The sequence below is a fragment of the Acinetobacter sp. 1000160 genome, assembly GCF_000588715.1.
GTDB classification, from domain to species: domain Bacteria; phylum Pseudomonadota; class Gammaproteobacteria; order Pseudomonadales; family Moraxellaceae; genus Acinetobacter; species Acinetobacter courvalinii.
In genome coordinates this window covers 151,572-171,762 of the sequence record NZ_JFWP02000004.1, presented here as the reverse complement: position 1 = coordinate 171,762, position 20,191 = coordinate 151,572, and the positions used below count along the sequence as shown (strand labels likewise).

The 20,191-nt window shown below is 45.7% G+C and carries 18 protein-coding genes and 1 riboswitch; of the genes, 3 read left to right on the top strand and 15 right to left on the bottom strand.

The genetic code is table 11. The features are described from left to right. Positions 1–102: 102 nt before the first annotated feature. Positions 103–2,046: an acetate--CoA ligase gene (gene acs / locus J699_RS09010; RefSeq protein WP_032868459.1), complete on the bottom strand. Its 1,944-nt coding sequence runs from the start codon at positions 2,044–2,046 to the stop codon at positions 103–105. Positions 2,047–2,398: 352 nt separating this feature from the next. Between acs and J699_RS09015 the strand changes: the two genes are divergently transcribed. Then, the gene (locus J699_RS09015; RefSeq protein ID WP_005227871.1) at positions 2,399–2,968 is read left to right on the top strand and encodes a DUF805 domain-containing protein; all 570 of its coding nucleotides are present in this window, start codon (positions 2,399–2,401) and stop codon (positions 2,966–2,968) included. A 126-nt stretch (positions 2,969–3,094) separates the two neighbouring features. After that, entirely contained in the window at positions 3,095–4,075 is a 981-nt protein-coding gene (locus J699_RS09020; RefSeq protein ID WP_032868458.1) for a mechanosensitive ion channel family protein, read from the top strand. Here the strand turns inward: J699_RS09020 and J699_RS09025 are convergent. The 5 genes from J699_RS09025 to prfB all read right to left on the bottom strand — a co-directional run bounded on the left by J699_RS09025 (position 4,055) and on the right by prfB (position 8,840). Continuing rightward, positions 4,055–4,765 (bottom strand): 16S rRNA (uracil(1498)-N(3))-methyltransferase, encoded by a 711-nt coding sequence (locus J699_RS09025; RefSeq protein WP_032868457.1) that lies wholly within the window; start codon positions 4,763–4,765, stop codon positions 4,055–4,057. The genes J699_RS09020 and J699_RS09025 overlap by 21 nt on opposite strands. Then, on the bottom strand, positions 4,762–6,081 hold the full coding sequence (locus tag J699_RS09030) for a 3-deoxy-D-manno-octulosonic acid transferase (RefSeq protein WP_032882826.1): 1,320 nt from the start codon (positions 6,079–6,081) through the stop codon (positions 4,762–4,764). Before J699_RS09030 ends, J699_RS09025 begins: the two co-directional genes overlap by 4 nt. A gap of 108 nt (positions 6,082–6,189) precedes the next feature. Next, complete coding sequence (locus tag J699_RS09035) at positions 6,190–7,254, bottom strand: alkene reductase (RefSeq protein ID WP_032868454.1); 1,065 nt, start codon at positions 7,252–7,254, stop codon at positions 6,190–6,192. Positions 7,255–7,280: 26 nt separating this feature from the next. After that, the gene (locus J699_RS09040; protein ID WP_005403396.1) at positions 7,281–7,583 is read right to left on the bottom strand and encodes an ArsR/SmtB family transcription factor; all 303 of its coding nucleotides are present in this window, start codon (positions 7,581–7,583) and stop codon (positions 7,281–7,283) included. A gap of 161 nt (positions 7,584–7,744) precedes the next feature. After that, positions 7,745–8,840, bottom strand: a protein-coding gene (gene prfB, locus J699_RS09045) for a peptide chain release factor 2 (RefSeq protein WP_104021895.1) whose coding sequence is annotated in 2 segments (ribosomal slippage) — positions 7,745–8,767 and positions 8,769–8,840 — 1,095 coding nt in all. Because the reading frame shifts where the segments join, the coding sequence is not laid out codon by codon here. A 417-nt stretch (positions 8,841–9,257) separates the two neighbouring features. Here prfB and J699_RS09050 point away from each other — a divergent pair. Continuing rightward, on the top strand, positions 9,258–10,025 hold the full coding sequence (locus J699_RS09050) for a putative porin (protein WP_005227880.1): 768 nt from the start codon (positions 9,258–9,260) through the stop codon (positions 10,023–10,025). Positions 10,026–10,068: 43 nt separating this feature from the next. On the opposite strand, the gene recJ is transcribed toward J699_RS09050, so the two are convergent. The 9 genes from recJ to J699_RS09095 form a co-directional block, all read right to left on the bottom strand. Next, positions 10,069–11,769: a single-stranded-DNA-specific exonuclease RecJ gene (recJ, locus tag J699_RS09055; protein ID WP_032868453.1), complete on the bottom strand. Its 1,701-nt coding sequence runs from the start codon at positions 11,767–11,769 to the stop codon at positions 10,069–10,071. Continuing rightward, complete coding sequence (gene pdxH / locus J699_RS09060) at positions 11,770–12,420, bottom strand: pyridoxamine 5'-phosphate oxidase (protein ID WP_005282420.1); 651 nt, start codon at positions 12,418–12,420, stop codon at positions 11,770–11,772. A 12-nt stretch (positions 12,421–12,432) separates the two neighbouring features. Then, positions 12,433–13,770, bottom strand: a complete 1,338-nt coding sequence (glmM, locus tag J699_RS09065; RefSeq protein WP_032868452.1) for a phosphoglucosamine mutase — start codon at positions 13,768–13,770, stop codon at positions 12,433–12,435. Positions 13,771–13,898: 128 nt separating this feature from the next. Further along, positions 13,899–15,365 carry an IMP dehydrogenase gene (gene guaB / locus J699_RS09070; protein WP_005227887.1) on the bottom strand — a complete coding sequence of 489 codons (1,467 nt, stop codon included), beginning with the start codon at positions 15,363–15,365 and terminating at the stop codon, positions 13,899–13,901. Positions 15,366–15,506: 141 nt separating this feature from the next. Continuing rightward, on the bottom strand, positions 15,507–15,872 hold the full coding sequence (locus tag J699_RS09075; RefSeq protein WP_032868451.1) for a YkgJ family cysteine cluster protein: 366 nt from the start codon (positions 15,870–15,872) through the stop codon (positions 15,507–15,509). 127 nt (positions 15,873–15,999) lie between these two features. Beyond that, positions 16,000–16,806 carry an MBL fold metallo-hydrolase gene (locus tag J699_RS09080; protein ID WP_032868733.1) on the bottom strand — a complete coding sequence of 269 codons (807 nt, stop codon included), beginning with the start codon at positions 16,804–16,806 and terminating at the stop codon, positions 16,000–16,002. A 156-nt stretch (positions 16,807–16,962) separates the two neighbouring features. Beyond that, positions 16,963–17,538 (bottom strand): TMEM165/GDT1 family protein, encoded by a 576-nt coding sequence (locus J699_RS09085; RefSeq protein WP_005227893.1) that lies wholly within the window; start codon positions 17,536–17,538, stop codon positions 16,963–16,965. 84 nt (positions 17,539–17,622) lie between these two features. Then, positions 17,623–17,763, bottom strand: a riboswitch (yybP-ykoY riboswitch). A gap of 34 nt (positions 17,764–17,797) precedes the next feature. Then, positions 17,798–18,085 (bottom strand): hypothetical protein, encoded by a 288-nt coding sequence (locus tag J699_RS09090; RefSeq protein ID WP_032868450.1) that lies wholly within the window; start codon positions 18,083–18,085, stop codon positions 17,798–17,800. 136 nt (positions 18,086–18,221) lie between these two features. Next, positions 18,222–20,189: a 2-oxo acid dehydrogenase subunit E2 gene (locus J699_RS09095; RefSeq protein WP_032882825.1), complete on the bottom strand. Its 1,968-nt coding sequence runs from the start codon at positions 20,187–20,189 to the stop codon at positions 18,222–18,224. Between the last annotated feature and the right edge of the window lie 2 nt (positions 20,190–20,191).

Genomic DNA, 20,191 nt, shown 5'->3' with positions numbered 1-20,191 from the left:
CTTTCATTCCGAACTCAATACAGCTTAAAATGACTTATGCAAGAATTCTAATGCAGATAAAAAAAGAGCGTTCGATAACGCTCTTCTTCAATTCAAACATGGTTATCGGTTCGGATACACTGTCGCAATCAAATGATCCACCACCGCTGGCTCTGCTAGTGTTGAAGTATCACCAAGCGTATCCAGTTCATTGGCAGCAATCTTTCTCAAGATACGGCGCATAATTTTACCTGAACGCGTTTTTGGCAAGGCTGGTGCCCAATGTAAGGCATCCGGCGTTGCCACTGGCCCAAGGACTTTACGCACCCAGTTCACCAACTCCTTACGCAGCTCTTCCGATTCTTCAACATCAGCCTGCAAGGTGACAAAAGTACATATGCCCTGTCCCTTGATCTCATGCGGCATGCCGACCACAGCCGCCTCGGCAACCGCTTCATGTGCCACCAGCGCACTCTCGATTTCAGCCGTACCCAGGCGGTGCCCAGAGACGTTAAGCACGTCATCAACACGTCCGGTAATCCAGTAATAGCCATCTTCATCTCGACGCGCGCCATCACCAGTGAAATAATTGCCTTTAAAGGTCGAGAAATAGGCCTCAATAAAGCGTTCAGGGTCGCCCCAAATGGTACGCATCTGGCCCGGCCAAGAATCTTTAATCACCAGATTGCCTTCAGTCGCACCTTCAAGTTCATTGCCTTCACCATCCACCAAAGCAGGTTGCACCCCAAAGAATGGACGTATCGCTGAACCCGGTTTAAGTGCTGTTGCCCCTGGTAATGGGGAAATCAGGATGCCACCTGTTTCAGTTTGCCACCAGGTATCGACGATTGGACAACGTCCCTCACCGACGACTTCGTGGTACCAGTTCCATGCCTCTGGGTTGATCGGCTCCCCGACAGAACCGAGTAAGCGCAAGCTACTGCGATCACTTTCACGCACATAAGCATCACCTTCACGCATCATGGCGCGAATTGCAGTGGGTGCAGTATACAGAATGGTGATGTTGTGCTTATCAATCACATGCCCGATACGCGCCCAGGTCGGATATTGCGGAATGCCTTCAAACATCACCGTTGTGGTGGCATTACTGAGTGGACCATAAAGTAGGTAACTGTGTCCGGTGATCCAGCCCACATCTGCGGTGCACCAGTACACATCATCTTCTTTTAAATCAAAGATTTCTCTAAAGGTACTGTTGACATAAACCAGATAACCGCCGGTGGTATGCAACACACCTTTAGGTTTGCCGGTTGAACCCGAGGTATACAGAATAAATAACGGATCTTCCGCTTTCATGGGCTCAGGTGGACAATGCTCATCTACTTCCATAATGGCAAGGTGATACCAGATATCACGTGCTGCATTAAACTGAATCGGATTACCGGTACGGTGCACCACAATCACATTCTGCACGCTTTCAGTTCCTGCAATCTCTAATGCAGCATCGACATTTTCTTTCAATGGCAGCAACTTACCGCCACGCATCCCGGCATCGGCAGTAATCACCAGTTTGGCCTGACTGTCTTCAATCCGGCTGGCCAGTGAATCTGGCGAGAAGCCACCGAATACAACACAATGCACGGCACCAATCCGTGCACAGGCCAACATCGCAATTGCGGCTTCTGGTACCATCGGCATATACAGCACCACACGATCGCCTTTGCTGATCCCGTGTTTTTTCAAGACATTGGCAAAGCGGCACACTTCATCATGCAGTTCGACAAAAGAAATGATCTTGTGACGTGATGGATGATCACCTTCCCAGATAATCGCCGGCTTTAATGGATTATCCTTAAGATGGCGGTCCAAACAGTTTGCAGAGACATTCAGTTCACCATCGGCAAACCATTCGATTTTAAAATTATCTTGCTGAAAACTGGTATTTTTTACCTGGGTAAACGGTTTGATCCAGTCAATATTTTTTGCTTCTTCTGCCCAAAATGCTTCGGGCTGCTCAATCGATTCCTGATAACGTTTGAAATAGTCTGCTTCCGAGATTCTTGCCGTTTCTTTGAATTTATCAGGCACTGGGTAGATTTCTTTCATAGCTTACTTCCTTGGTCTTTTATTTCATATCCTAGATGCTCTCATCTATTCTTCTGGATATGTTTTGTTCTCTTTAGCAGTATGTGCATCATTTACAAGTGCAAACAATGCGGCTTTGGTCGTAGGAATGTTATTCTGTTACGACTAGGGGCTGTTAACATTTCACCTTGCAAGCTAAAGCTCTCAATGCATGGCTGAAGTGTCAACAGTCCCTAATTTATTTTCAAAAATTTACTCAAAATAATTTAAATCTGAACTGCTTGTCTATGCTTTTTCTTTTTAAAATAAGTGATTATTTTGATCATTGCAGCAAGCTTAAAAGATTTAATAAACAAAAAAACAGGACCCACCTATGTTCAACCCCGATACCCCGACCTCATCCCCACCACTAAACGACCATCCGCTGTCGCCAAACGGCCGTTTTAATCGCCTGAGCTATATTGGCTGGTACGGATTACTCAGTCTGCTGTGCATGGCTGCTTTTCTTGGCCTGTTTGCATTTACCGGGCTTTTTAGCATGAATCAGGTCAATATTGATGCTGCGATAATGTCGGCCTTTTCTGGCTTTTCGGTCTTTGCCCTGATCGCATTGTGGTTGGTGGCAATGTATTTCCAAATTGTGTTCTTGATCCGTCGTTTACATGACCTGAATAAAACAGGCTGGCTCAGCCTGCTGATGCTGGTACCTCTGCTGCAGTTCTTTTTTACCTTATATGTGTTACTGGCACCGGGCACGCCACATCGCAATGACTATGGCGAGGTACGTCCATCACGTGGCTGGGAAAAACTGCTGGCCTGGCTCATGATTCTGGTCACAGTATTGATGATGTTTGGCCTGTTTACTTTTGCTTATTATTTTGCCAGTCCAGACCTGTGGGAAGCCCCAACACAAATGATTCAAAATACAACCGATTATTTCTAGAACATAACAAAAGGTAGCGGATAATTAGAGGGATCAGGTCTATGAATTATGCATGCGTATTCGCAAGAAATTCATTATGATTGCTTCCTTCATTGACTCCATCCTTTGCGAAATAGAGATTTTCCTGTGGCGAATGAACAAACAACATTGACTGAAGTGGCAAGAGATACGGGTGAGCTGATTCATCAGGCAGGGACCAAAACTACCCAGACCGTACTCGCTCATACTGAAAAATATCACGATGCCTATACCACGATTGATAAAATCATGGATAGCTTTTGGGAGCGTTTGCCTTATATCGGGATCGCGATTACGGTTTTCGTCATTTTCTGGCTTTTGACCAAATTATTTAAACTGTTTATTCGCAAGACTTTAGAAAATCGCAGCTATACCCGTCAGAATCTGGTGCTGGTCCTGAATCGTGTCGGCAGCACCTTTATTATCTTCTTCGGTTTCCTGATTGCACTGGTCATCGCCATTCCAGGCTTCACACCCAGCCAGCTGATTGGCGCCTTGGGGATTGGTTCGGTTGCGATTGGTTTTGCCTTTAAGGATATTTTCCAGAACTTGCTGTCAGGTATCCTGATTCTGATCAGTGAACCATTCCGTATTGGCGATGATATTGTGGTCAATGGTCTGGAAGGCAATGTCGAAGATATCCAGATTCGCGCGACTTTTTTACGTTCGCCTGATGGCCGCCGTATCGTGATTCCGAATGCAACCGTCTATACCAGCGCGGTCACAGTCAATAATGCCTACCAGCGCCGTCGTTGTGAATTTGTGGTCGGCATTGGCTATGAAGACGATATGCAAAAGGCCAAGCAGATCATTCTGGATATTCTGGATCGTAACCTGAATGTGCTCAGCCAGCCCGGTTTCTCTGTCAATGTCACGGCGCTTGCAGATTTCTCAATTAACCTGACTGTACGCTGGTGGGTCAATACCACTGAAACCTCGACCTCCACCTCAATCAGTGAAATTCAGGAACAGGTAGTCACGGCTTTTGACGAGAAAGGTATCTCTATTCCCTACCCGGTACAGGAAGTCAAAGTCTATCGTGGCGATCAATCTGAACAGGCTGATTCCTCAGACAAACAATCGACCTAAAATATTCGATACGGCTGTTTCAGTCCGCAAAATCCGGTTGCCGATGCTCATTGCCTGGCAGCCGTTTTTTTTGAGTAGATCAACCTCATAGGGAATAAATCCACCCTCTGGTCCCACAATCAAGCTACAGCCCTGCTGAATCGCATAAGGCATGTGCTGGTCTGCATAGGGATGCGCTACATAAGCAGGTCGCTCGGCATTGATCCAGGTCGGCAAGACATCTTCAACAAAGGGCTTAAAACGTTTATATAATTGGATCTCGGGTGCAATGGTATCGCCTGCCTGCTCCAGACCCAGTGTTACATAATCATCCAGCTGTTGTAAAAATGGCGTTTGCCAGTAACTCTTATCCACCCGATAACTATGAATCAGGCTAATCCGTTCAACGCCGATCGTCACGGCATCCATAATGATACGACGCAGGACTTTGGGGCGAGGCAAGGCAAGAATCAAATGCACAGGCAACTTTTCCGGGACAGTTTCTAGCCGAACAGGTTTCACCAGAATGTGCTGCTCTGAAATCTCCAACACTTCGCTAAGATAACGAGGGCCTTGGCGGATGCCCACTTTCAAGCTATCGCCAATTTTTAAATCAAGATGCTGCCGTAAATGCTGTAATTGACGGGGGGACTCAATTTTCCATGCATCACTACCAGCAATCTGCTCAGGGTCAAGTAAAACGATATTCATGGCAAAGTGGCTTGTGCTAAATAATGATCAAGTAACTGAATATGTTTTTGTAAGGAACCCTGATTGCGTTGCAATACCTGTTGTGCACGTTCAAGCCGTTGCGAGACGTGGGCAGAATTCTCCAGGCAACTCAATAACTGCTGTACCACCTGCGCTGCATCCTCACCGATCAGAATCGCTTGTTCAGCCACGAACTCATCCACAATCGTTTGAAAATTAAAGTACCGTGGTCCAATCACGGTCGGCACATCCAGCACCATTGGCTCTAGGATATTATGTCCGCCACCTGGCTCATTCAGTGAACCACCAACAAAACAGGTTTGACTTAAGGCATACCACAGCCACATTTCTCCCATGCTGTCAGCAAGAAAGACTTGGGTATCCGCCTGAACCGGCTGTTGTAAACTACGGCGTTGCGTTTTCAAATTTAGACGCTGGCAAACTTCAAACACCTCATCAAAGCGTTCCGGATGTCGTGGCACCACGATACAGAGTAAATCCGGATTTGAATTTAAATACGGTTGCAACTGTTGCAACAGGCTTTGTTCTTCAGGCGCATGGGTACTAGCCAGCGTGATGATTTGACGTCCCGACAATGGCCAATCCTGTTTGAGTTGCCGTGCTTGCGCGACAAAATGTTCTGGCGCGGTAATGTCAAATTTAATATTGCCGACCACCTGACTGTTAGCCTGATCAAATCCCAAGCTGACATAACGTTGTTGCGTAGCCTCATCTTGAGCCAGCATCCAGGTCAACTGTTGCAACATGGGCCGGGTTAAACGGCGAACTTTAGCGTAACCTTGGGCCGATTTTTCAGAAAGGCGGGCATTTAATAGAATACAAGGAATCTGCTGTCGTTTGGCTTCGGCAATCAGGTTCGGCCAGATTTCGGTTTCAACCAAAGCCAGTATTTTCGGTTGATAACGCTGAAAAAACTGTTTGAGTAAGGGCTTCTGATCAACAGGCAGATACACTGCCTGAAATAAATCTAGATAGGGTGCTTTTTGAAACAGTGATTTTGCCCGTGCCTGCCCGGTCTTGGTGGTATTGGTGACCAAAACGGGATGGCCTAATTTTAAGTAATGCTCAATTAAAGGTTGGGCGGCATTGGTTTCCCCTACTGAAACAACATGAAACCAGATTGCACCCATATTTTTGACGGGCTGGAATGGACCAAAACGCTCAAGACATTCCTGCTGAAACAGTGCATCACTTTCCGCCCGCTGTTTGATTTTCCAACGATATAACGGTTTGAGACATGTCAGTAGAAAGTTATACCAGAACGGGGTTTGCTGTACTGCGTTTTGCGGCGCCATCCGAGACCATCATTGACAATTTGATTCCCGCTCATTATGCGGAATTTAAATAAAAAACTCATGCAATTTTGGTAAATTACATGAGTCATTTGTAGCATTTAATACGGCTTAAGCTTCTAACTTTTCAAATACCGGATAATCGGTATAGCCTTCCGCACCAGCACCATACAGGGTTTGGGGCTGAAGTGGATTTAAAGGCAAATCATGTTGCAAACGATCCAGCAAATCCGGATTGGCAATATACTGTTTACCGAATGAAACCGCATCCGCCTGACCAGTTGCCAGAATACGTTTCGCAGATTCAGCAGTTAGGCCTTCATTGGCAATCCATACACCTTTAAATTTAGGGCGTAATTTTGGCATTAGGCTATCTTCTGCTTCATATTCACGCGTGAAAATAAATCCAATGTTACGCTGATCCAGTTGCTCCACCACATAGCCAAAGGTTGCCAACGGATTTTCATCTCCCATGTCATGCGAATCACCACGTGGTGCCAAATGGACACCGACACGACCAGCGCCCCATACCTCAATAAAGGCATCGACCACTTGCAATAATAAACGCGCACGATTTTCAATTGGACCGCCGTATTCATCATCACGTTGGTTGGTCGTGCTTTGCAGAAACTGATCGATCAGATAACCATTGGCGGCATGCAATTCAACCCCATCAAAACCAGCGGCTTTTGCCAGTTCAGCCGCATGTTTATATTGCGCGACAATTTCCTGAATTTCTTCATGCGATAAAGCACGTGGAGTTACAAAAGGACGTTTTGGTCGAAGCAGGCTCACTTCACCTGCGGGCTGAATCGCGCTTGGTGCAACAGGGATATCACCATCCAGTAAGTCCGGATGTGAAATACGTCCAACATGCCAGAGCTGAACCACAATTTTTGAACCCTGTGCGTGCACAGCATCAACAATTTTATGCCATGCCTGAGCCTGTTCTTGTGTCCACAGACCAGGGGTATTGGCATAACCCGCTGCTTTCGGACTGATGACGGTCGCTTCAGTAAGAATGAGGCCCGCATTGGCACGTTGTTGATAATATTCCACCATTAAATCATTCGGAATACGTTGTTCACCACTCCGTGCTCTGGTCAGAGGTGCTAAAACCAGACGGTTTTTAATGGTAAAATCACCTACTTGTAACGCAGAATTTAGTTCAGCCATGATCGCCTCAACTTACACTTATTGATCTAAAGTGTTTGTTTTAAATGTTCGATATATTGCTGAATCAAAGCTTCATTACGGGTGAAATATGACCATTGCCCATATTTTTCGACCTTAATCAGGCCTGCCTGTTGCAAGACAGACAAATGATTCGACATGGTCGACTGTGCAACTTTTCCTAAACGTTCGATGTGCCCTGCACATACGCCCCGTTCGAAACTGCCACCACATTCCTGTACCGGTAAAAATTGCTCAGGCTCTTTTAACCATTGCAAAATCTGTCGACGTAATGGATTGGCTAAGGCCTTGCTTATTACATCAATATCCATAGACTCACCACGCTTCTCAACAGGCAAAGCTTTGTTCAGCATCTAAATCCAGTATATCGAAATTTTCAAATATTAATATCCATTTTTTTCGATATTAATATCATGTTTTTTCGATTGACCAGCCGATGCTGAACGAGATTGCCGTTTTAATTGATAAAAACTTATAGACCTTGCTTCAAACTTGCTTCGATAAATTTATCTAGGTCACCATCTAAAACTGCTTTGGTATTAGAGGTTTCCACACTGGTACGCAAGTCTTTAATACGTGAATCATCCAGGACATAAGAACGAATCTGGCTGCCCCAGCCAATATCAGATTTCGAATCTTCCAGCGCCTGTGCTGCTTCATTACGTTTGCTCATCTCTAATTCATAGAGTTTGGCACGTAACTGTTTCCAAGCATGGTCACGGTTGGCGTGTTGTGAACGCTGGTTCTGACATGCCACCACAATACCGGTTGGTGCGTGAGTTAAACGGACCGCAGAGTCAGTTTTGTTAATGTGCTGACCACCTGCACCCGATGCACGGTAAGTATCAGTACGGACATCAGAAGGATTAATATCGATTTCGATATTGTCATCAATCTCAGGTGAAATGAACACCGCCGAGAATGAAGTATGACGGTTATTGTTACTATCAAATGGTGATTTACGCACTAAACGGTGAACACCGCTTTCAGTTCGTAACCAGCCATAAGCGAACTCGCCATCGACACGAATGGTCGCAGATTTAATCCCTGCCACATCACCATCCGACACTTCCATCAATTCCGCTTTAAAACCGTGACGCTCGATCCAGCGCAAGTACATACGCAATAACATCGATGCCCAGTCTTGTGCCTCTGTCCCGCCAGAACCTGACTGGATTTCAAGGAAGCAAGGATTTGGATCCATTGGATTGCTAAACATACGGCGGAATTCAAGATTACCTAATGCCTGTTCAGCACTGTCCAATTCAGCCTGTACATCGACAAGCAGGCTTTCATCATCTGCTTCAACTGCAAGGTCCAGCATGGCTTTGGCATCATCGAGCTGTTCAGCAAGACGATCAAATACACCAATGGTATTTTCTAGGCTGCCCTTTTCTTTCGCGATCGCCTGAGCACGACTTTGATCATTCCAGATCGCAGGGTCTTCTAATTCTCTTAAAACTTCTTCTAAACGCTCAACCTTTAGATCGTAGTCAAAGATACCCCCGTAGTGTTTGGCTACGATCAGATAAATCTTTCAATTGGACTAAATACGGATTAATTTCCACGCGTGTTTTCTCACAATTTTCTCACTTAATCCGCTATTTTAACATAACTGTTTTGGTCGACACAGCATCCTTATTCTGGCTCAATCTGTTTAAAAAAAAATCTCTAAAGTAAGCTGGGCTGCTAAATCAACCGTATTTTAGGCCTTAATTTTGATTAAAATTTCTTAACAATTCACTTAAATTAGTCTTTAAAATAGCCAAAAACACAATCTCTACTAAGTTTTAATAATTCAAAACAATTGAAATTTATATTTAAATATCAGAAACTTGACCTGTCAATTTTACAAGTCCATTACATTTGTACACTCTGCTTACGTTCCTGCGATTGACGCTCCTGTTATTTCAATTAGACTGGTAGTTGTAACAAAACATGTAATTAACATTCATCTGGTTCATTATCTCAAAAGGGGCATAACCATGAAAAAATTAGCAATTGCATCAGCACTATTATCTGCTTTGGCAGTAACAGGCACTGCTCATGCTTATCAAGCTGAAGTTGGTGGTTCTTATAATTATCTTGATCCGGATCACGGCAACAGCGTAAGCAAATTTGGTGTCGATGGAACTTATTATTTCAATCCAGTTCAGACCCGTAATGCACCGCTTGCAGAAGCAGCTTTCTTAAATCGTGCCAGTAATGTTGACGCCCATGTGAATTATGGCGATAACAGTGGGACTAAAGATACACAATATGGTGTAGGTATTGAATACTACGTTCCAAACTCTGATTTCTACCTCAGTGGTGATGTAGGAAGACAGGAACGTGAAATTGACAAAATCAATTACGACCAAAAATTAACGACCTATGCTGCTGAAGTAGGTTATTTACCAGCGCCTGGTTTATTACTTGCTTTAGGTGTGAAAGGTTACGATGAGAAGAATGGTAAAGACGGTGCAGATCCTACCGTTCGTGCGAAATACGTAACACAGGTCGGCGGCAACGATATCAACCTTGAAGCTTATGGCGCTTTTGGTGATCTTGACGAATACCGCGTTAAAGGCGACTACTACCTTGATAAAACTTTAAGCGTAGGTGCTGATTACTACAACAATGACCTAACTGATAAGGATGAATGGGGTATTAATGCCAAGAAATTCTTAAATCAGCAAGTGAGTGTTGAAGGCCGTATTGGTTTCGGCGATAACGATAAAAACTACGGTGTCCGTGCCGCTTATCGTTTCTAATCTCCGCCAGAAACAAAAAATCCGCTCAAATGAGCGGATTTTTTTATTGTTTTAAATAGGCAATTTGCAGCTGCAGACAGGTATTGCCATTAAAGACATTACGCTCCAGTGTATAGACCAGATCGACATGGCCCAGCATGGGATCAAATTCAAAACGATCTTTGGCATTAAAGGCAATGGCATCGACCGAATGTGGCCCGACCGCCAGTTTCAATTTCAGATGCTGTTCTTTCAACCAGCGATAATCAATGACTTTGAAGCGTCCCTCGAATTGAGGTAATGGAAACTTTTGTCCCCACGGGCCCAGTTGTTCGATCCAGTCCAGGGTTCCCAAATGCAGATCGGCATCGGTCAATTCACCATCGGTCCACAAAGTCGCTTGAAATAGATCCTCATCCATCTCGGCAATCGACTGGGTAAATACGCTTTTAAATGCCTCAAAATGTTCTTTTTTCAGGGTTAAGCCGGCTGCCGCAGCATGACCACCAAAATGGCTGACCAGATGCGGATACTGCTCAGCCACCTGCTCAATGGTATCGCGAATATGAATACCTTCGATCGAACGTGCCGAACCCTTGATATGCACACCATCTTCATCAGGTGCAAACACCAGACTGGGACGATGGAACTGTTCCTTTAAGCGCCCTGCCACAATGCCAATCACCCCTTGATGCCATTGTTCATCAAACATCACTAGGGCAGCCGGTAGATGGGTCGTTTCCAGTTGAATATGTTGCAGCGCTTGCATTGCCTGCTGCTTCATTTCATTTTCCACCTGACGGCGTTCGATATTCAATTGGTTCAACTGTTGCGCCAGCGGATAAGCCGTTGCCATATCGGCGGCCAGCAGGCATTCAATGCCGATCCGCATGCTTTCCATCCGTCCCGCTGCGTTAATGCGGGGACCAACAACAAAACCTAAATCTTGTGCGCGCAAGCTGGCAGGATCACGCCCGGCAATATCCAGTAAGGCCAAAATGCCAGCACGACACTGCTGTTGCTGAATCCGCTTTAATCCCGCGTCAATCAGAATGCGGTTGTTATAGTCCAGTGTCGCCACATCGGCATAGGTGCCCAAAGCCACCAGATCCAGATATTGCGTCACTTTAGCACTACTTTTCCCTTGCTGAGTCCGTGAACTTGCCAATCGTGCCAGCACATAGAAAGCAACCCCGACACCAGCCAGGGTCTTACTGGGAAAGTCACAGCCCAGTTGGTTCGGGTTGACCACCGCTTCGGCAACTGGGGTCGGTTTAGTGGTCAAGTGGTGGTCAGTAATGATCACCTGCATGCCTAGCCCTTGGGCAGTTTCCACCCCTGCATGACTGGAAATACCATTATCCACGGTAATCAAAAGATCAGGCTGATAACTGTGCTGGGCCAATTCGGCAATTGCCGGGGTCAGACCGTAGCCGTATTTAAATCGGTCAGGCACCAGATACTCGACCTTGGCGCCCATTTCTTGCAAGACCAGCATCATCAAGGCAGTACTGGTTGCGCCATCCGCATCATAATCCCCAACAATCACGATCTGTTTTTGTTGATCAATGGCTTGATCCATCAACTCAACTGCCATCTCCAGGCCTTTTAACGCTGGAGGCAGTAAATGTTTCAGTTTCAGTTCAAGCTCTTGTTCTGACTGCACGCCCCGTCTGGCCAGAATTTCAGCAATAAAAGCAGGCACGCCCTGAAACTGTTCAGGGCGTGTAATTAAAGGTCTTTTTTGAATTTGCATCTGCGTCATTTATGGCATCAAACGTTGTAGGGCCCAGCGGTCGTTCTGTTTTTCATAACTTAAACGATCATGTAAGCGATTTGGTCGCCCCTGCCAGAACTCATAATAATCCGCTTCTAGGCGGTAACCGCCCCAGAACTCAGGTTTGTCCAGCTCGGCCTGGGCTTGGCTCTGTAATGCTTGAAAGCGTTGTTGCAACACTTCACGACTCTCAATCACGCCACTTTGTGGTGTACTGATATGCGCTGCAATCTGACTATCACGTGGACGTTTATGGTAATAGTCGGTCGATTCCTGTTCAGAAATCTTGGCCACCTTGCCGCCAATGCGGACCTGACGCTCCAGACTCGGCCAATAGAATAACAATTCAGCATAAGGATTTTCCGCAAGGTCCAATCCTTTCTGACTGTCATAATTGGTATAGAAGTCATAACCCGCTTCTGTGGCACCACGTAATAACACCGTACGTACATGTGGACGGCCTTGTGCATTTGCGGTGGCTAAAGACATGGCATAGGGTTCATGCAAATTCGCGGCAAGGGCATGATTAAACCAGTTTAAAAACTGCAAGTGAGGCTGATCGCTCACTTGGGTTTCATGTAATTCACCTTGTTCATAGCTTAAACGCAATTCACTCAGGTCTTTAATCACATCATTCATGCGGGGACTCTCTTAAGCAGCTTGGGCGTGAGCACGGACCGCATCAGCCAAATGGTTCGCCAATGCTTCAACTTCTTGCTGTTGATCGCCTTCCACCATGACACGAATAACAGGTTCAGTACCTGACTTACGAATCAAGAGTCGACCACGGCCTTTGAGTTGCTGCTCTGCTTTTTCAAACTCTGCAACCAGTGCAGGAATCGAATAAGGATCAATCATGTCCTGTAGGCGCACATTGACCAAGACTTGCGGGAATAGTTCAAAACCTGCAACCAGTTCATGTAAAGCCTTACCTTGTTCCACCATCACGGTTAATACCTGAAGTGCTGCAATGATCGCATCACCAGTGGTACTCTTATCCAGCGTCAGGATATGTCCTGAAGGTTCGCCACCTGTCACCCAGTTATTTTCTTCCAAGGCCTGTAATACATAGCGGTCACCGACTTTGGCACGGACAAAACCAACCTCGGCCTTTTGTAAAGCCAGTTCCAGCGCCATATTACTCATCACGGTACCGACAACGCCTGCTGGCTTGTGGTTTGCCTGTGTCGCAAGGATATACAGGATGTGGTCACCATCAACCAATTGACCATTCTTATCCACCATAACCACACGGTCTGCATCACCATCAAACGCAATCCCCAGATCCGCCTGATGCGCTACTACTGCTTTTTGCAATTGTTCAGGATGGGTTGAACCGCAGTTTTCATTGATATTTAAACCATCTGGCTCATTAAACAGTGGAATAACTTTCGCGCCTAATTCACGGAATACCGATGGCCCAACGCTATAAGCAGCGCCATTGGCACAATCCACCACGATTTTTAAATTACGCAGGTCGAAATGGTAGGGGAAGGTCGATTTACAAAATTCGATATAGCGACCATTGGCATCTTTGACACGCACGCTTTTACCGAGATTTGCCGTGTCCTCAATAACCAGCTCTTTTTCTAATTCCTGATTGATCTGATCCTGAATGGCATCAGGTAATTTCTTGCCTTCACTGGAGAAAAATTTAATCCCGTTATCGAAATATGGATTATGCGATGCTGAAATGACGATACCCGCATGCGCATGTAGTGCACGGGTTAAATGCGCAATCGCTGGTGTTGGCAAAGGACCTAACAGATGCACATAAACACCTGCGGCATTCAAGCCAGCCTGTAGAGCCGCTTCCAGAATATAGCCAGATAAACGGGTATCTTTTCCTAATACCACAATCGGCTTACTTTTAGGATTATTTCTTTTTAATACTGTTCCTGCGGCAAAACCTAGTTTTAATGCGAACTCTGGGGTAATTGGCATTTGTCCAAACTTGCCTCGAATTCCATCAGTACCAAAATAGCTCATGTTTTACTCACTTTCTTATCTTTTATATGGCCTGTAACCATATCCTTCTTCATCCTGTTCACTTTACACCAAAACAAAAAAAACCGTCAGTACACTGACGGTTTTTCGATCGGCAAAATTACCAAAAATCAACCAACTCGGTAGTTTGGTGCTTCCTTGGTAATGGTTACATCATGCACATGTGATTCAGACATACCTGCTGAAGTAATTTTCACAAATTTCGCATTTTGACGAAGATCTTCAATCACAGATGAACCGGTATAGCCCATTGATGAACGTAAGCCACCCATCATTTGATGAACGATATTGCCCATTGGGCCTTTATATGGCACGCGGCCTTCAATGCCTTCTGGAACTAACTTCTCAGCACCTGCTTTAGCGTCCTGGAAGTAACGGTCCGCAGAACCGGATACACCTGCCATCGCGCCTAATGAACCCATACCACGGTAAGCTTTGTAGTAGCGACCCTGGAAGAACTCAACCTCACCAGGCGCTTCTTCAGTACCAGCAAGGAGTGAACCGACCATAATCGTACTCGCACCCGCACCGATCGCTTTTGCCATATCGCCAGAGAAACGGATACCGCCATCTGCAATCAAAGGAATCTGATCTTTCAGTGCATTGGCAACGCTGTCAATCGCCGAAATCTGTGGCATACCAATACCAGCAACGATACGCGTGGTACAGATTGAACCTGGACCGATACCGACTTTGACCGCATCTGCACCGGCATCAAGCAAGGCCAACGCTGCATCACCCGTTGCAATGTTGCCGCCAATCACTTGAACTTGTGGGTAGTTGGCTTTTACCCAACGTACGCGTTCAATCACACCAGCAGAATGACCATGCGCCGTATCAACTACAATCGCATCGACACCCGCCTCAACCAAAGCCTCTACACGGCTTGGAGTTTCAGCACCGGTACCAACTGCAGCGCCGACACGTAAACGGCCTAAATCATCTTTACAGCTGTTTGGATAGCTTTCGGCTTTACGGAAATCGGTCACCGTAATTAGACCTTTCAGCTCATGGTTCTCACCAATCACCAACACTTTTTCAATACGATGCTTTTGAAGCAAAGCTTGGATATTTTCTTTTGATTCACCTTCACGAACAGTCACCAAACGGTCTTGACCGGTCATGATGTTGCTTACAGGCTGTTCAAGATTGGTTTCAAAACGTGTATCACGTCCGGTGACAATACCCACCACTTTGCCGTCTTTCACAACAGGCACGCCGCTAATATTATTGGCCTGGGTAATCGCAATCAGTTCACGCACTGTTGTCTCAGGTGATACAGTGATTGGATCTTTCACCATACCTGCTTCAAATTTTTTCACACGACGGACTTCAGCAGCTTGTGCTGCGATATCCATGTTTTTGTGCAAAATACCTATACCACCGTTTTGCGCCATTGCAATCGCCATACGTGATTCAGTCACGGTATCCATTGCAGCAGAAACGAGAGGGATATTAAGTTGAATTCCGCGAGTTAAACGTGTCTTTAAGGAGACATCTTTTGGGAGAACAGTTGAGTAGGCAGGAAGTAATAAGACATCATCGAAGGTTAACGCTTCTTGAACGATGGTCAGCATAACAATCTCACTGGTAATTTCCGTGAGCTATTATAAACAAATTTCGATGTGATTTTCATTTTCTATGATGAAAATAATTTCAATCGTTGTTTAAAAAGCTTTCAGCTAGAGAGTTTTACCCTTCGAATCAAATACATTCCGTTAGCAAACCTGATCATAATTGTCATTATTTTCAGAGGCCTGCTGGTCAATCGCGACCAGCGGGATCAGGTTATGCGCCAGCCGTGCCTTGTTACAATGCGAATCGGCAATCTGTACTTCCTTGCAACTTGAGCTCCGAACTGGATAGATGGAACAGCTAACTTGCTGCCCCACTTCACCTTGCAAGGCCACACATTTGACTTGTGCCTGATTGGTGCCTTTCATGCATGAGTAGACTGCAGTCAACGGCTCAACCATGTGTTCAGGAATTAGCTCTGCCTCAGCCCAATAGAAAGAGACACGGTAATTTGCACAGCAGGCACCACAACTGACACACGCATCGGGAGTCGCAATTTGAGACAACATTTTGTTAAAATTCTCGTTATCAGATTCAATCCTTGATCCGATAAATCCTAAGAAAATTTATGCCTGCCGACAAGAGTGTCTGATCAATGATTGATGTATTTTCCAGTCATTTTCCAACCCCGGACATTTAGCTCATTTCAGCCGGCAAACTGAACACATATTCATTCATCAGATCTACACCACATTCCAGCGTTTCGATCCAGTCCAGGAACTGATTGATCATCGCTTTACCAACAAAAGCGGTCCCATGCTGCGGCACAATCATTTCAAGATCCATCTGCCGAACCATATTGACCCACAAACGAATCACCTTATTGGAACACATATAACGCTGGTGAAAACCTTTCATTTTTTTGATGTGGGCATCAAAGTCAGTAATTGGTAAGCTGGCATCTTCGACAATTGAAGCCCCCATATCGCCTGAAAATAAAATTTTTGCAGTCGGATCATAGAACTGGAAATTTCCAACCGAGTGCAGGAAATGCGCAGGCACAGCCACAATCGAAGCTTCACCGAGAGGAATGACTTGCCCTGTATCTGATAGCTCAATCAGGCGCTCCTCCCAATTGCCTTTCATACGGTCACTCATAAAGGCCGAATTCAGATGCGGTAAAAAGCGTGCCCATAACTTGGAAGCCACCACTTTGGCGTCAGTATAGACCAGCCAGCGCGGCATCGAGGTAATAATGTCAGGATCTTGATGGGAGGCCATCACATAGTCCAGATTTTTTAGTTTGGTATAACGGTTCAGTTCCATGGTTAAAGGGACATAGGTCAGGTCACCGCCCGGATCTAAAACCGCGGCCCGATCATGGTTAATAATTAAAAACTGATTGGCCTGAATGCCTTCCCCTTTGACCAGACTGGTAAAACTGATGCATTTATGTGTGCCATTATCAAATAATATTTGTGACGTTGTGCGCTCGAAACTCATAACTACCCCGGAAAAATTCTTTAAATATGAAATATTTTTTAATTCCATAATAAAATAATGGGATTTAATGCATGTTTCAATCAGAGTTTAGATTTTTATCATTATTTATAAAAAAACCCGTCACGACTGGACGGTTTTTTTCAGGTTCTAGCTCAATTAGAAGAAATAATGCTGCACTAAGGTTGAGACACCCACCACCAGGAAAATTGCAGCACCAATTTTATGGATCAAGGAAATCGGTAATTTATCTGCCAGCTTATCACCAATAAACACAGCGGGTGCATTGGCAAGCATCATGCCGAACGTGGTTCCACACATGACCCAGAACACACTATCAAAACGTGCCGCCAAAGCCACGGTTGCAATCTGGGTTTTATCACCAATTTCAGCCAAGAAAAATAAGATGAAGGTGGCACCAAAAACCCCAAATTTCTGCCATTTATTGATACTTTCGCTTTCATCACCCAATTCATCCGGAATCAGCATCCAGATCGCCATGCCGATAAAGCCTAGGGCGAGAATCCACAACAGGATTTCAGGACTGAGTACGGTGGTAATCCATTGCCCTAAGACAGCAGAAATACCATGATTAATAGTGGTCGCAAGCAGGATGGCAATCAAGATCGGAACAGGTTTACGGAAACGCGCCGCCAGTAATAATGCCAGCAATTGGGTTTTATCGCCCATTTCAGCAAGGGCAACAATTGATGTGGAGATGAGGAATTCATACATAGTTGAATGCTCTGGCTAGCAAAATATACCGATGACCTACCCCTCCTGCTAGCCAAAATCAAATAGATTGATGCAGAGTGGTAAATCAAAGGTCTTGCCAACAAAAGCACAGCTGAAAAGCTGTTCTTGGTTCTTTGCTATGATGACCATGTTCGGTTGAACAATTATGTTGATCATCACCTCTTTACTTTGCGTAAAGAGCGGCTACTCCCCAATGAAGTAAGGCCATTCTAGCAAACAATAAAATGCTTTTGAATGCTTAAGCCCAAAATTTTTGGTAACTCCAGACCAAGAGACGGATCAGCCCCAGCATAAACGCCAGATAGGCACTGAGACCGAGAAAACCAAAACTGCCCCCAGCACTTACCCCACTGACATGCTGTGCCTGATATTCCATGGCCATCACTACAGTCCCGACCAGTACCTCCAGCCCCATAACGGCGTACATGACCCAGTCCCAAGGGAAATGCAAGAAACTCACCCATAAGCCCATTAATACAAAAACGATGAGTAATAAGAGTAGCATCACCCGATAAATCACTAACATCCTTGCTCCCTGATCCAAAAAATCGTTATCAATACGGATTTATTTTAGGCAAAAGTATTCTCAAATAAAGCCATATTTTTGTCACCCTAAAAATAGAAAACCCCGCTGATGCGAGGTCTTCTAGATTTAAAATCGATTACAGCAATAAGCTACGAATGTCTTTGAGTAACTTGGTCAGCTTATTGGTAAAGCGTGCTGCATCCGCACCGTTAATGACACGATGGTCATAAGACAATGACAATGGCAACATCAAACGCGGATCAAAGTCTTTACCATTCCATACCGGTTGCATGGTTGCAGGTGAAATACCTAAAATCGCAACTTGTGGCCAGTTCACTAACGGTGTAAATGCGGTTCCACCAATACTGCCTAAGCTGGTAATGGTAAAGTTGGCACCTTGTAAATCTTTCGGCGACAATTTGCGGTCACGTGCTTTCTGGCTCAGTTCAGCCAGTTCAGTCGCGATTTGCTTAATTGATTTCTGGTCAGGATTACGCAGTACTGGAACAGTCAAGCCATCTGGGGTCGCAACCGCAATACCCATATGGATTTCGTTACGTAACAATATTGACTTCTGATCATCCGCCAGATGGCCTGCGAAATAAGGTTCTTCTTTCAGCAAGTGTGCGACTGCTTTGGCAATAAAGGCCAAAATGGTTAAGCTCAGACCCTGCTTTTTAAAGCCGTCCTTCAGCTCGCCACGCCACGCTTCAAGCTCGGTGATATCGGCCAAATCAAACTGTGTGACTTGCGGGATAAAGTTATTCAATGACAATTGCGGTACAGACACTTGCTGTAAACGCGTCATGGCTTTCACTTCACCGCCACCAAAGGCACTAAAGTCTGGCAACTTCGGCAAGCCCGACGCTACTGGCGCTGCTTGCGCAGCAGGCGCTGCCTGAGCTGTAGTGAGACGCGCTTTTACATAAGCAAAAACATCGTCTTTCATCACACGACCATGTTCACCTGAAGCCTTCACCTGACCCAGAATAACACCTAATTCACGTGCCAGTTTACGCACCGCAGGACCTGCATAAACCTTCGCATTTTCAGCTTCTTGTTCTTTGGTCAGCTTTTCTGCTTGCGCTGGTGCACTCGGTGCTGCGGTCGCTGCTGCCTGTGGTTTTGCTGGTGCTGCTGGAGTCGCAGGTGCTGCGGCAGGGTGAGCTTTCGCTTCTGCTGGAGCAGCAGCCTGACCGCTCACCTCAATCGTTGCCAAAGCCACGCCTTGACGCACTTCCTGGTTGGCAGAGACATGAATTGCTTTCACAATCCCTGCAACCGAGCTTGGCACTTCAACCGATGCCTTATCTGACTCAACCACACATAGGCTTTGTTGAGCTTCAACGCGATCGCCAACATTGACCAGAATTTCTGAAACTAGTGCTTTTTCTACACCCAGATCAGGCACTTCAATTTCAACATTACCTGTTGAGGTCTTGCTTGCAGCTGGTGCTTCTGTAGTTGTGACTGGCGCTTCTGCTTGAGCTGGGGCAGCTTGCGGTTCCGGTTCCGATGCTGCATGAGCAGCTGTCTTCACCTGAATTAAGACCACACCTTCTTTGATGCTGTCGCCTTCTTTGATCTGAATGGCTTCTACAACCCCTGCAACCGAGCTTGGTACTTCTACCGTCGCCTTGTCCGATTCAACCACAACAATACTTTGTTCTGGTTCAATCTGGTCACCGACTTTGACCAGCACTTCTGCAACCAAGGCTTTTTCTACACCAATATCTGGAACTTTGACATCCACAACCTGGCTTGCTGTCGCTGTTGGAGCGGCAGCGGGTTGTGCTTTTGTTTCAGCTTCGACAGGTTTTGCTTCTGCTTTTGGCGCTTCCGCTTTCGGTGCTTCGTTCGCAGGTGCTTCCGCAGCAGACTCCGACTCTAGTTCGATCAATGCCACGCCTTCAGTGACTTCATCACCCTGTTTAACCAGAATACTTTTTACAACACCAGCTGCCGTGCTTGGCACTTCAACCGTTGCCTTATCTGACTCTAACACCAGCAGGCTATCGTCAACTGCAACATGGTCGCCTACTTTGACCAGGATTTCTGCCACCAGCGCTTTATCTACGCCAATATCAGGTGCTTGGATTTGCATGA

Coding starts and splice junctions, on each gene's coding strand:
- recJ (WP_032868453.1), bottom strand. CDS start 11,769: ATGACGCAGATGCAAATTCAAAAAAGACCTTTAATTACACGCCCTGAA.
- pdxH (WP_005282420.1), bottom strand. CDS start 12,420: ATGAATGATGTGATTAAAGACCTGAGTGAATTGCGTTTAAGCTATGAA.
- J699_RS09015 (WP_005227871.1), top strand. CDS start 2,399: ATGTTCAACCCCGATACCCCGACCTCATCCCCACCACTAAACGACCAT.
- guaB (WP_005227887.1), bottom strand. CDS start 15,365: ATGCTGACCATCGTTCAAGAAGCGTTAACCTTCGATGATGTCTTATTA.
- J699_RS09040 (WP_005403396.1), bottom strand. CDS start 7,583: ATGGATATTGATGTAATAAGCAAGGCCTTAGCCAATCCATTACGTCGA.
- J699_RS09095 (WP_032882825.1), bottom strand. CDS start 20,189: ATGCAAATCCAAGCACCTGATATTGGCGTAGATAAAGCGCTGGTGGCA.
- J699_RS09085 (WP_005227893.1), bottom strand. CDS start 17,538: ATGTATGAATTCCTCATCTCCACATCAATTGTTGCCCTTGCTGAAATG.
- J699_RS09030 (WP_032882826.1), bottom strand. CDS start 6,081: ATGGCGCCGCAAAACGCAGTACAGCAAACCCCGTTCTGGTATAACTTT.
- J699_RS09025 (WP_032868457.1), bottom strand. CDS start 4,765: ATGAATATCGTTTTACTTGACCCTGAGCAGATTGCTGGTAGTGATGCA.
- acs (WP_032868459.1), bottom strand. CDS start 2,046: ATGAAAGAAATCTACCCAGTGCCTGATAAATTCAAAGAAACGGCAAGA.
- J699_RS09075 (WP_032868451.1), bottom strand. CDS start 15,872: ATGTTGTCTCAAATTGCGACTCCCGATGCGTGTGTCAGTTGTGGTGCC.
- J699_RS09050 (WP_005227880.1), top strand. CDS start 9,258: ATGAAAAAATTAGCAATTGCATCAGCACTATTATCTGCTTTGGCAGTA.
- J699_RS09035 (WP_032868454.1), bottom strand. CDS start 7,254: ATGGCTGAACTAAATTCTGCGTTACAAGTAGGTGATTTTACCATTAAA.
- glmM (WP_032868452.1), bottom strand. CDS start 13,770: ATGAGCTATTTTGGTACTGATGGAATTCGAGGCAAGTTTGGACAAATG.
- J699_RS09080 (WP_032868733.1), bottom strand. CDS start 16,806: ATGAGTTTCGAGCGCACAACGTCACAAATATTATTTGATAATGGCACA.
- J699_RS09090 (WP_032868450.1), bottom strand. CDS start 18,085: ATGTTAGTGATTTATCGGGTGATGCTACTCTTATTACTCATCGTTTTT.